Origin of the sequence: Massilia sp. Root351, assembly GCF_001425045.1 — a bacterium.
GTDB lineage: Bacteria > Pseudomonadota > Gammaproteobacteria > Burkholderiales > Burkholderiaceae_D > Rugamonas.
Window position 1 is genome coordinate 25763 of sequence record NZ_LMDJ01000003.1, and the last position, 12211, is coordinate 37973.

Sequence of the window (12211 nt, forward strand, 5' to 3'; positions counted from 1 at the left end):
TCTCCTGGAGAGGGGTTGACGGGATTTCAAGCGTGCTTATCTTACACCCGGTTTTTCCCTCTTGCAGAGCAGAGATTTGTATCAGCTTGTCACGATGTCAGCCGCTCCCAGCCGTGGCGCACGGCGCTCTTGAACTTGTCCCAGGCCGACTGCGGATACTGGCTTTCCCAACTGCTGCGCAGCCCCGGTTCGGCGTCGTCCCAGGAGCGGCCACGGAAGGAATCCGCGCTCGCCATGCGCTCGCCGTAACGGTAGGCGGGTTCGTATTCGTCATAGTTGCCGCCGGCGCTGGAGAAGTTGTTGTCCCAGTGGCTGCGGTAGTAGTCATCGCTCAAGTCGGCCGCGCCCAGGCGCCCCACCACCGTGCGCTCGTAGATGTGCACGCCGCCGCGCTGGAAGCTGCGCGTCGAGATGCTCAGGTCGTCCTGGATGCCGGGGATGGATTGCCCGCCACTCGCGCCGCGCTGCTGCGAGGCGCCGGCGGTGCTGCCAGCACTGTTGCCGGCGCTGCTGCCGGCAGCCGAAGCCGCGCCGCTGCCGGTGACGTTGCCGGCAGCCGAAGCCGCGCCGCTGCCGGACGTGCCGGCCGACGCGCTTTGCTGCGCGCCTTGGTACTGGCTCCCGGCCGCGGCCGCACCGGCCGTACGGGCGCCGCTCCAGCCGGCCGAGCTCCACTCATTCTTGCGCTCGTCGATATCCAGCGGCCCATAGACTTCGATGATGTCGGCGGCGCGCTCCGCTTCTTCCTGGCTGTCGGCCTGCACGGTCAGCACATGGTTGCCGCGCTTGACCGCTTCGGCGTAGGTGTCCGATTTATCGTCGTCGCCGAACAGATTGTGGAAGAAGCGCTTGATGCTGCTGCCGAGGGAGTCGTCGTCCTTGTCCGGCGCAGCCGCTTGCGTGTCTGCGCTGAGCTGCACTGCATGTTCACGGAAACCGCCCGCCAGCACGGCGGTTCGTGCTTGCTCAGCGTCCTGGCGGTTATCAAATACTGCCGCGAGTGTGTGTGTCATGGCTCGTTCCCTTTCGTGTGATTGCGCGCGATGCGAGGAAAGTCCAGTCTAGGCCGCCGCATGCAGAAGGAGCGCCACCTTGCCGACTCGTAACGGCTTCGGACAGTTTTGACTTGCATCAAAGTTATTGTTGAGCATTATCAATAGACTGGCTTCATCACTTAACGACACAGCAGAGAGGAAGTCATGAAGCACCCTGTAGCCGCAGTTATCTTAGGTCTCGCAACCCTGGCCGCTGGCCAGGCCATGGCAGCGGAAGCCAGCCCCTGGCTGGTGCGCGTGCGCGCACTGCACCTCGATCCGGCCGACAAATCGGGCCCGGTCGGCGGCACCGGCGCGTCCGACCGTCTCACCATCGACAGCAAGACCTTCCCCGAGTTCGACGTCTCCTATTTCTTCACCCCGAACCTGGCGGCGGAGCTGGTACTGACCTATCCGCAAAAGCACGACGTGCTGCTGGACGGCAAAAGCATCGGCACCATGAAGCACCTGCCGCCCACGCTGCTGGCGCAGTACCACTTCCTGCCGGACGCGCAGTTCCGCCCCTACGTGGGCGCCGGCTTGAACTACACCACCTTCTCCAAGGTGCGCATCCTGAACGGCAACGCGGGCCTGGAACACAAGAGCTTCGGCCTGGCGCTGCAAGCCGGCGTGGACTACGCGCTGGACAAGAACTGGTCGCTCAACCTGGATGTGAAGAAAGTGCAGATCCGCAGCGACGTCAACAGCGCGGGCACCAAGCTCAGCAACGTGAAAGTCGATCCACTGCTGGTGTCGGTGGGCGTAGGCTACCGGTTCTGAGCCAGCCTAGAAGCGCCCGGCCAGCAGCTCCATGCGAAGCTCGCTGGCAAAGGCGAGGCGCTGCGGGGCCAGCGCGTAGCGGCCCACCTGCAGCGCGGCGCCCTGCGACTCCAGCGTAACCAGGTCGCCGCCGCGCTCCGGCGGCGTGATCTTTGTGCGGCAGGGCTGGAATTGGGTCTGCACCGTCTTCCCGGCGGATACGCGCACCACCAGCAGGCAGCCGCTGGTGAGCACCACGTGCTCGTAGTCGGCGGCATGGCGGGCGTAGCACAGGAAGGCCGCCGTCACGGCGGCCAGCTCCACGCCGGTGAAGCACAGCACCTGCCAGATGCCGTGCAGCAGGAACACCGTGGCCACGGCCAGCGACAGCACGCACAGCACCGCCCACGCCACCGCCGTCTGGCGCGGCGTCAGCGAACAATTGCGCCGCCATAGCCATTCGCGCTTTTCCAGGTCACGCCGCACGGGACTCTCCTCTACGCTGCGGTTTGGCGGCTTACGGCGCAATGCGCCCACGCCCCCTACTCGCCTATTTTACGACTGCCGCGCAGCCCATGTGCCGCATCACGTTGTTACTCCGCGACAACATGTAGTTTTCCGGTGCCAGCGCCGCATGATTTTGCCCCGCCGGGGCACCGTTTTAAGGAACAATGGGAAACCGGCATGATCAGATAGCAAACCGCATAACAATCCACGCAACAATGGGGACAACATGGCACTCTCAAACTTGAAAATTGGCGCCCGGCTGGGCGTAGGCTTCGCGATCGTGCTCGCGCTACTGACGGCGATGCTGATCCTGGGCCTGAGCTCCCTGTCGCGCATCGGCAGCCGCACGCAGGACATCGTGGCCGACAAAAACGTGAAGATGGCCGCCGCCAACGTCCTGGTGGACAACGTGCGCACCATCTCGCTGGCGCTGACCACCATGATCGTGGTGCCCGACACCGCATCGATGAACGCCGAGCTGGCCAAGGTGGCCGAGGCGCGCAAGAAGTACGGCGCCGCCAGGGAAACCATGCTGAAGCTGCTGTCCGACGACAAGGAGAGGCAGCTGATGGCGGCGGTGGACGAGGCGCTGAAATCCGGCGCGGCCAAGAACAACGAGCTGGTGCGGCTGCGCAAGGAGGGCGAAATCCAGGACGCGACCGCGTTCCTGCTCAAGGAGACCGGCCCTTCGCTGAACGCGGTGCTGGCGGCGCTGGACGCGTTCGTGAACTACGAGGCCAAGCTGGCCAGCGACGCGGCAGTCGACGTGGAACAGGTGTACAGCAGCTCGCAGGTCCTGCTGCTGGCCCTGGGCATCGCGGGCATCGCCATCGGCGCCGGCGTGGCGTGGTTCATCACGCGCTCCATCACCGGCCCGCTGAACAAGGCGGTGGACCTGGCCGAAACCGTGGCCTCGGGCGACCTGTCCTCGCACATCGAGGCCGGCAGCGGCGACGAGACCGGCCGCCTGCTGAACGCGCTGCGCGCCATGAACGACAGCCTGCTCAACGTGGTGAGCCAGGTCCGCACGGGTACCGATGCGATCAGCACCGCCTCCAGCGAAATCGCGGCCGGCAACCTGGACCTGTCGTCGCGCACCGAACACCAGGCCAGCTCGCTGGAGGAAACCGCATCGTCGATGGAGGAGCTCACTTCCACCGTGAAGCAGAACGCGGACAACGCGCGCCAGGCGAACACGCTGGCCAGGTCGGCCTCCGAAGTGGCCAGCAAGGGCGGCGAAATCGTGGCGCAGGTGGTGGACACCATGGGCACCATCAACGATTCGTCGCGCAAGATCGTGGACATCATCGGGGTGATCGACGGCATCGCCTTCCAGACCAACATCCTGGCGCTCAACGCCGCCGTGGAAGCGGCGCGCGCCGGCGAGCAGGGACGCGGGTTTGCCGTGGTGGCGTCCGAGGTGCGCAACCTTGCGCAGCGTTCGGCGGCGGCGGCCAAGGAGATCAAGGAGCTGATCAACGCGTCGGTGGCCAATGTGGACACCGGCTCGCGCCTGGTCAACGACGCGGGCCAGACCATGGGCGATATCGTGTCCAGCATCCAGCGCGTGACGGACATCATGGGCGAGATCACGTCGGCCAGCCAGGAGCAGACCCTGGGCATCGAACAAATCAACTCGGCGATCGCGCAGATGGACGAGGTGACGCAGCAGAACGCGGCGCTGGTTGAGGAAGCTGCGGCAGCGTCGCAAAGCATGCAGGAGCAGGCAGGCAACCTGGCCACGGTGGTGGGATTCTTCAAGACGGGAACGCATGCTTCGCACGCGCCTGCGCCGCACCGCGCCGCACCGGCTCGCGCTGCGGCCCAGGCAAAGCCAAGCGCGCCGGCACGCAGCGTGGCCGCGCGCCCGGCCGCCAAGCCTGCGCAGCGCCTGGCGCCGAGCAAACCGGCCGACGACTGGGAAGAGTTCTGAGACTGCGCACCGATGGCGGCTTACCCTCCCGGCTCGGCGCGCCCGGCTCGGCGCCCCCGCCAAGCCGCCCGCCGTGGCCCCGAATGCCGGGCGGGCGGCGCAGGACGGGTTAGGTGGACACGCCCTAACCCGCCGAGCGCGGCAGCGTGAGCGTAAAGACGGAACCGTCACCCGGCGCGCTGACCACCGTGAGCGTGCCGTTGTGCGCTTCGGCCAGCTGGCGCGAGATGTAGAGTCCCAGGCCGAGGCCCGCGCTGACACCGGTGTCCAGCCCGCGCTCAAACGGCTCGAAGATCTTCGCCTGCGTTTCCTCGCTAATGCCCGCGCCGCCGTCGCGCACCGAAATCCGCACTTCGCGCGGGTCCGCATCGAGCTTCACCTCCACCGGCTTGCCGCAACCGTAGCGCAGCGCATTGGTCAGCAGGTTGACGATCACCTGCTCCAGCCGGAACTCGTCCCACCAGCCGCTCACTTCGCGCTCCGCGACCAGGCTGATCTCGCAGCCGGTCTCCCTGGCCTGGCGCGACAAGTCCGCCACTATTCTTTGCAGCAGCCCGGACAGCTCGGTGGCCGCCGGCCGTATCGACAGCTTGCCGCTGCGGATGCGCGACACGTCCAGCATGTCGTCGATCAGCCGTATCATGCTCTGGATCTGGCGGTCGTCGCGCGCCACCATCTTCTTCCACACTTCCGGATTGAACGCTTCCTGCAAGCCGCGCTCGATCTGCAGCTTGCGCAGCTGCGTTTCCAGGAACAGGGTATTGAGCGGCGTGCGCAGCTCGTGCGCCACCATGGACATGAACTCGTCGCGCGTGCGCAAGGCGCGCTGCAGGTCCTCCTGCGCCGCGTTCAGCTCCCGCAAGGTGGCTTCCTGTTCGGCGCGGGCCTTCTCCAGCGCTTCCACCTGGCGTTGCGTTTCCTGCCGCTGCCGGTGCAGCGCCACGAACACGCTGACCTTGCTCTTCACCATGTCGCCGTCCAGCGGCTTGTACAGGAAGTCCACCGCGCCGGCCTCGTAGCCCTTGAAGGCGTAGTTCAGCTCCTTGCCGGCCGCGCTGACGAACACGATGGGAATGTGGCGTGTCTTCTCGGTGCCGCGCATCAGCTCCGCCAGCTCGAAGCCGTCCATGCCGGGCATCTGCACGTCCAGGATGGCCAGCGCGAAGTCGTGCTCCAGCAGCAGCGCCAGCGCTTCTTCGCCGGATGCGGCCTGGTACACCGCGCGCTCCTCGTCGCGCAGCAGGGCATGCAGCGCGCGCAGGTTTTCCGGCAGGTCGTCCACAATCAGCAGCTTGGTCCGTTCCAGCATCAGCTCCTCTCCAATCTATTTTCCAGCAATGCCAGCAGGGTGCGGATGTCCCTCAGCGGTAATATCAAATCGGGTGTGCGCAGGCGGATGGCGGCGCGCGGCATCACGTCCACCTGCGCCTCGTCCGGGTCCTGCACCACGGTGAGGCCGCCCGCTTCGCCGATAGCGGCCAGGCCGGCCGCGCCGTCGTGGTTGGCGCCGGTGAGCAGGACGCCGGCCAGCGCGGAACCGTACACGTCCGCCGCCGACGCCATGATGAAATCGATCGCGGGGCGCGAGAAATTGTGCGGCGCCTCGCAGCTCAACGAAAAGCAGCGGTCCGATTCTACCGACAAGTGATAGCCGGACGGCGCAAAGTACACCGTGCCTGCCGCCACCGGCTGCTTGTCCTCCGCTTCCAGCACCGCCATCGCCATGCGCTGCGCGAACACTTCGGCCAGCTGGCTGGCGCGCCCCTGCATCATGTGCACCACCACCACGATGGGCAGCGGCGCGCCGGCCGGCAGGCCGGGCAGGATCTCCAGCAGCGCCGACACGCCGCCAGCCGAAGCGCCTATCACCACGGCTTCGAAGGCGCGGCCTTGCAGCAGCTCGCTGAAGGAAGTTTTCATGACAGCTTCCTGAACAGGCGCTCACGCTTCACCACCGGCTCGAAGCGCGGGCCATAGGCCGAGAAGTCGATGCTCTCCTTGCTGCCCAGGCCGAGGAAGCCGCGGTGGCACAGCGACTCGTGGAACAGGCCGAAGGCGCGCTCCTGGAGCTTCTTCTTGAAGTAGATCATCACGTTGCGGCAGCTGATGAAATGGGTTTCGGCAAACACGCTGTCGGTGGCCAGGCTGTGGTCGGCGTAGGTGACGTTTTCCATCAGCGAGCGGTCGAACAGGGCGGCGTTGTAGGCGGCCGTGTAGTAGTCCGAGAAGGCGTGCCTGCCGCCTGCGGCCTGGTAGTTGGCAGTGTAGTCGCGCATGCTGTCGAGCGGGAACACGCCCTTCTTGGCCTTCTCCAGCGATTGCGGGTTGATGTCGGTGGCGTAAATGATGCTGCGCTCCAGCAGGCCCTCTTCCTTCAGCAGGATGGCCATGGAATAAACTTCCTCGCCGGTGCTGCAGCCGGCCACCCAGATCTTCAGCGACGGATAAGTGGACAGCACCGGCGTCACGTGCTCGCGCAGCGCGGCGTAGTAGCTCGGGTCGCGGAACATCTCCGTGACCGGAATGGTCAGGTATTGCAGCAGCTGCGTGAAGGCGGCCGGATCGTGCAGCACGCGCGACTGCAGCACCGAGATGGTGTCGCACTTCATTTCGCCCATGGCGTGCAGCACGCGGCGCTTCTGCGAGGCGCCGGTGTAGTCGCGGAAGTCGTAGCTGTACTTCTGGTAGATGGCTTCCATCAGCATGCTCAGCTCGATGTCGATGCTGCTGCGGTGTTCGTGATGGCTCATGGCTGCATCCAGACCCGCAGCAGCGAGTACAAGCGGGACAGGTCGATCGGCTTGGCCAGGTAATCGTTGGCGCCGGCGGCCAGGCACTGCTCCTGGTCGTCCTTCATGGCCTTGGCGGTGATGGCGATGATGGGAAGGCGGCCGAAGCGGCCATCGGCGCGGATGCGGCGGGTCGCTTCCAGGCCGTCCATCACCGGCATCATCACATCCATCAGCACCAGGTCGATTTCCGGCACGGCGTTGAGCTTGTCGATGGCTTCGACGCCGTTGCGGCCGATTTCCACCGTGGCGCCCTTCTGCTCCAGCGCGCTGGTCAGGGCAAAGATGTTGCGCACGTCGTCGTCCACCAGCAGGATGCGGCGGCCCTCGAACACGCGGTCGCGGCTGCGCACGGTCTTGAGCATGGTCTGGCGCTCGCTGGACAGCTGCGACTCCACCTTGTGCAGGAACAGCGTCACTTCGTCCAGCAGGCGCTCGGGCGAGCGCGCGCCCTTGATGATGATGGAGCGCGAGTACCTGTGCAGGTCGGCCTCCTCGGCGCGCGTGAGGCTGCGGCCGGTGTAGACGATCACCGGCGGGAAGGAGGCGATCTCCTCCTGCGCCATGCGCTGCAGCAGCTCGTTGCCCTGCATGTCGGGCAGTTTCAGGTCGATGATCATGCAGTCGAACACGGTGGTGCGCAGCAGCGCCAGCGCTTCCTCGCCCGATTCGACGGCGGTGATGTCGATGTCGTCGTCCGAGATCAGCGCCACCACGCTGTCGCGCTGGCGGGCGTCGTCCTCCACCAGCAGCAGGCGCTTGATCTTCTGCGTGAACTTGTCTTCCAGCTTGCGGAACACCTCCTCCAGCTGGCCGCGGGTGGCCGGCTTGAGCGCGAAGCCGATGGCGCCCATGTGCAGCGCCGCCTCGGCGTTTTCGGAGGCGGATACCACGTGCACGGGAATGTGGCGGGTGTTCGGATTGTCCTTCAGCAGCTGCAGCACGGACAGGCCGGAACGGTCGGGCAGGCGGATGTCGAGCAGGATGGCGTCGGGACGGTATTGCTCGGCCAGCTGCAGGCCCTCGTCGGCGGCGAACGCCACCACGCAGCGGTAGCCCATCTCGTGCGCCAGGTCGTACAGGATGCGGGCGAAGGCCGGTTCGTCTTCCACCACCAGCACCAGGCGCTCGGGCGGCGGCGCCAGGCCGCGGTCGTCCTCGAAGGGACGGGGAACCGGCACGGCGGCCTGGCCGGCCGACTCAAACGCGGATGCAGGCGCAGGTGCAAGCGCCCCAGGCTGGGACGCCGCGCCCGGCCGGGCCCCGGCCGGCGCCGCGCCGGCGGCGGCACCAGGGCCGCCGCCGGGGCCGCCATTGGCGCTGGCGGCGCCGTCCATGCCGTAGGAAGCCCCCGGCGCCATGGCCGGCGTGAGCACGGCGGCGCCATGCGCCGGCGCGGCCCATTGCGCCGGCAGCGTGAGCGTGAAGGTACTGCCTTTGCCCAGCTGGCTCTGCAGTTCTATGCTGCCGCCCAGCAGCCGCGCCAGGTCGCGCGAGATCGACAGCCCCAGGCCGGTGCCGCCGTAACGGCGGCTGGTGGTGCCGTCGGCCTGCTGGAAGGCGCCGAAGATGGTCTCATGCTGGTCGGGACGGATGCCGATACCGGAATCGCTGACAGCGAAGCTGAGCTGGCCCGCCGCATCGGCCGACACGCGCAGTGCGATGCGGCCCGCCTCGGTGAACTTGATGGCGTTCGACAGCAGGTTTTTCAGGATCTGCTCCAGGCGCTGGCGGTCGGTGTAGACCGTTTCCGGCACGCCGGGCGCGAGCTCCACCGTGAACTGCAGGTGCTTCTGCTGCGCCAGCGGCTCGAACACATGGCCCATGCCGCGCACCACCTGCTGCACGCTGAGCTCCTCCGGCAACAGCTCCAGCTTGCCCGCCTCCACCTTGGAAATGTCGAGGATGTCGTTGATCAGGTTGAGCAGGTCGTTGCCGGCCGAGTAAATGGTCTGCGCGAAGCGCACCTGCTCCTCGTTCAGGTTGCCCTGCCCGTTCTCCGACAGCAGCTTGGCCAGGATCAGCGAGCTATTGAGCGGGGTGCGCAGCTCGTGCGACATATTGGCCAGGAACTGCGATTTGTACTGGCTGGCCCGCTCCAGGTCCAGCGCGCGTTCTTCCAGCTGCTGCTGGGCTTCGCCCAGGGCTTCGTTCTTCTGGTCCAGCACCAGCGCCTGTTCGGACAGCTGCTCGTTGGTCTGCTCCAGTTCCGCCTTCTGGTTTTCCAGGCTGGCCTGGGATTCCTCCAGCACGCGCGACTGCTCTTCCAGTTCCTCGTTGGCGGTGCGCAGCTCTTCCTGCTGCACCTGCAGTTCCTCGTTCAGCTGCTGCGTTTCGGCCAGCACCTCGGCGATACGCTGGCGCGCCAGCGTGGCTTCGATGGCGGTGCCGATATTGCTGCTGACCAGCTTGATGAAGTCCAGCTGGCGCAGCGACACCGGCTCCAGGAAGCCCAGCTCCACCACGCCGTTGACAACGCCGTCGCTGTCGACCGGCGCCAGCAGCAAATGGCGCGGCGGCGCCGCGCCCATGCCGCTGCTGATCTTCAGGTAGTCGTCCGGCAGCTTGTCGAGCTGGATCAGGCGGCGCTGCTGCACCGCCTGCCATGGCAAGCCCTGGCCCGGCGGCAGCACGGCGCCATACTGCTCGTCCTCCTGGCCGTAGCCGTAGGACGCGGCGCGGCGCAGGCTGCCGTCCTGCTCGCGCACATACAGCGCGCCGGCGGCCACGCCCACGTAGTGCGACAGGAACTGCAGCAGCGCCGACGACAGCTGCGGCAGCGCCATCTGGCCGATGCCCTGCTCGGCGAGCTGGGTCTGGCCGGCGCGCAGCCACGCTTGTTCCTGCAGGCGTTCGGCATGCTCGGTCTGTTCCTGCAGGGCCGTGCCATAGGTATCGGACAATTTGCGCATGTCGCGCCGGCCCAGCATGGCCAGCACGCCGCTCACCACCAGGCTGGCCAGCAGGAAGGCGGTGACGGCGATGCCGGTGACCGACTTGGCGTCCGCGCGGCGCTCGGCCAGCAGGCGCTGTTCGCTGGTGACGAAGAGCTGGAACAGATTGCGTACTTCGTCGAATTCCAGCTTGCCGCGGCCGGCCCTGATGGGCTCCAGATAGTCGCCGCCGGTGCGGCGGAGCTCGATCACGTTCTGCGCGAAAACGTCCCACTGCTTCTGCTGGGCGGCGATGTTGCGCACACGATTCATCTGCACCGGATTGTCTGCCACCATCTCGCGCAGCGTGGCCAGCGCGGTGTCCATCTTGGGCTTGGACAGCTTGTAGGAGGCCAGGAAGCTTTCCTCGCCGGTGAGCGCGAAGCCGCGCATGCCGGACTCCTGGTCCACCATCAGCTTGGCAATTTCGTTGGCGTTGCCGATCACCCGCTCGGTGTGCTCCACCCACGTGAGCACATTCAGCAGGTAGACCAGGATGGCGGCGAATACCCCGACGTTGATCACGCCGGCCACCAGCGGCATGGTGATGTTGCGCGCGAGGATGCGGCGGAAACTGATGTCGTCTTTCGCGGAGGTTCCAGTCATGATGCGGTAGTTCCTGGTTGCATAGGAATACACGAGTGTAGCCGATCATCATGCAGTTTCGTTGATTTGTTGCCAATAGTGCGGCAGCGCATGGGCACCGCTATAATAGGTTCATGCCCACAGAAAGACACGCCGCCATGCGCAAGATCCTGTTCGCCATGCTCCCCTTGCTGCTGACCGGCTGCGCCAGAGACAGCGCAACCTACTACACCGACAGCACCGGCAACCACACGCTGTCGCTGCGGCGGCAGCAGGACTACTTCTGGAACGACAACGCGCGCATCATCCTGGTGGCCACGCGCATGCCGGATTGCCAGCGCCAGATTCCGCTGGGCGAGATGATCGTGGACGAAGTGGACGTGGAAGTGTTCTCGTCGCCCGACAATTTCTGGAGCCTGCGCTCGGGCGACCAGGTGTGGCAGGTGGAGACCCAGAACTGCGCGCTGGTCAGCGAGACCGGGCCGGCCACCGGCGCCAAGGTGGGCGACTTCAAGGTGGTGGACGGCAAGCTGGTGTTCGAGCCGGCGGCGGCGCCCGCTGCGGCGCCACCGGCCCCTGCTCCCGCCCCCGCTCCGGCTGCGCCGCCGGCCCCGGCCAGCTAAATCACATCGATCACCAGCTTGCCGCGCGCGGCGCCGCTGGACAGGGCGGCGTGGGCGGCGTTGGCGTCCGCCAGCGCGTAGCGCGCCGGATCCAGCTGCACGCGCACGCTGCCCGCATCCACCAGCCGCGCCGCCTCGCGCAGGATGGCGCCGTGCTGCGCGCGGCCCTTGCCGGACAAGAGCGGCAGCAGGGTGAACACGCCCGAATAGGTCGCGGCGCGGAAAGACAGCGGCGCCAGCGCATGCGTGCCCCAGCCCAGGCAGCTCACCACGTGGCCGCCGTACAGCCGCGCCGCCGCGAAGGAGGCGTCCAGCGTGGCGCCGCCCACCGTGTCGTACACGATGTCGAAGCCCTCGCCTCCCGTATATCGCTGCACGTAGTCGGCCACCGATTCGGTACGGTAGTCGATGAAGGTAGCGCCATGGCCCTCGATCGCCGCGCGCTGGCCGGCGCTGCCGGTGGCATACACCTCGGCGCCGAAGGCGCGCGCGAGCTGTACCGCCACGTGGCCCACGCCGCCGGCGCCGCCGTGCACCAGCACCTTATGGCCGGCGCGCACCCGGGCCCGGTCCACCAGCCCTTCCCAGGCGGTGATGAACACCAGCGGCAGCGCGGCCGCTTCGCGCAGCGAGGCGGTAAGCGGCTTGTGCGCCAGCAGGTCCGCGTCGACCGCCGCGTACTGCGCCAGCGAACCCTGCACGCCGCCCACGCCGCCGGTCATGCCGAACACCTCGTCGCCCGGCCGGAAGCCGCTGACGCCCTCGCCCACCGCCTGCACCACGCCGGCCATGTCGATGCCCAGCACGGCGGGCAAGGGCATCTTCGCGTGGCCGGCCTGGCCGGATGCGATCTTCAGGTCCAGCGGGTTGACGCCGCTGGCGGCGATGCGCACCAGCACCTGGCCGGCGCCGGGCGCCGGCACGGGAATGTTTTCCAGCGCCAGCGGCGCGCCTGCCTGTTTCGAGATCATTGCTTGCATGATGTCCTCCTGTGGTTGATGAAACCAGTGTAGAGACTGGCGGCGCCGGGAAAAACCGGGCGGCGGCC

General features: G+C 66.9%; 10 protein-coding genes. 3 read left to right on the forward strand and 7 right to left on the reverse strand.

Annotation, left to right across the window (positions count from 1 at the left end; translation table 11 throughout):
- Positions 1–89 precede the first annotated feature (89 nt).
- Complete coding sequence (locus tag ASD15_RS06460; RefSeq protein WP_157200844.1) at positions 90–1013, reverse strand: hypothetical protein; 924 nt, start codon at positions 1011–1013, stop codon at positions 90–92.
- Between the two features lie 186 nt (positions 1014–1199).
- On the opposite strand from ASD15_RS06460, the gene ASD15_RS06465 reads away from it, so the two are divergent.
- Entirely contained in the window at positions 1200–1814 is a 615-nt protein-coding gene (locus ASD15_RS06465; RefSeq protein WP_057154001.1) for an OmpW family protein, read from the forward strand.
- Positions 1815–1820: 6 nt separating this feature from the next.
- On the opposite strand, the gene ASD15_RS06470 is transcribed toward ASD15_RS06465, so the two are convergent.
- Positions 1821–2279, reverse strand: a complete 459-nt coding sequence (locus tag ASD15_RS06470) for a DUF2244 domain-containing protein (RefSeq protein ID WP_162249883.1) — start codon at positions 2277–2279, stop codon at positions 1821–1823.
- Between the two features lie 247 nt (positions 2280–2526).
- Between ASD15_RS06470 and ASD15_RS06475 the strand changes: the two genes are divergently transcribed.
- Complete coding sequence (locus tag ASD15_RS06475) at positions 2527–4233, forward strand: methyl-accepting chemotaxis protein (protein ID WP_057154002.1); 1707 nt, start codon at positions 2527–2529, stop codon at positions 4231–4233.
- Between the two features lie 124 nt (positions 4234–4357).
- Here the strand turns inward: ASD15_RS06475 and ASD15_RS06480 are convergent, their stop codons facing one another.
- From ASD15_RS06480 to ASD15_RS06495, 4 genes are read right to left on the reverse strand one after another with little or no spacing between them, the layout of a single operon-like run.
- Positions 4358–5542 (reverse strand): hybrid sensor histidine kinase/response regulator, encoded by a 1185-nt coding sequence (locus ASD15_RS06480; RefSeq protein WP_057154003.1) that lies wholly within the window; start codon positions 5540–5542, stop codon positions 4358–4360.
- Entirely contained in the window at positions 5542–6153 is a 612-nt protein-coding gene (locus tag ASD15_RS06485) for a chemotaxis protein CheB (RefSeq protein ID WP_057154004.1), read from the reverse strand. The genes ASD15_RS06480 and ASD15_RS06485 overlap by 1 nt, the downstream gene beginning before the upstream one ends.
- Positions 6150–6983, reverse strand: a complete 834-nt coding sequence (locus tag ASD15_RS06490; protein ID WP_057154005.1) for a protein-glutamate O-methyltransferase CheR — start codon at positions 6981–6983, stop codon at positions 6150–6152. Before ASD15_RS06490 ends, ASD15_RS06485 begins: the two co-directional genes overlap by 4 nt.
- Positions 6980–10561 carry a response regulator gene (locus tag ASD15_RS06495; protein WP_057154006.1) on the reverse strand — a complete coding sequence of 1194 codons (3582 nt, stop codon included), beginning with the start codon at positions 10559–10561 and terminating at the stop codon, positions 6980–6982. Before ASD15_RS06495 ends, ASD15_RS06490 begins: the two co-directional genes overlap by 4 nt.
- Positions 10562–10674: 113 nt before the next feature.
- Between ASD15_RS06495 and ASD15_RS06500 the strand changes: the two genes are divergently transcribed.
- On the forward strand, positions 10675–11163 hold the full coding sequence (locus ASD15_RS06500; RefSeq protein ID WP_157200845.1) for a hypothetical protein: 489 nt from the start codon (positions 10675–10677) through the stop codon (positions 11161–11163).
- Here ASD15_RS06500 and ASD15_RS06505 read toward each other — a convergent pair.
- Positions 11160–12143 (reverse strand): zinc-dependent alcohol dehydrogenase family protein, encoded by a 984-nt coding sequence (locus ASD15_RS06505; protein WP_057154008.1) that lies wholly within the window; start codon positions 12141–12143, stop codon positions 11160–11162. The genes ASD15_RS06500 and ASD15_RS06505 overlap by 4 nt on opposite strands.
- Between the last annotated feature and the right edge of the window lie 68 nt (positions 12144–12211).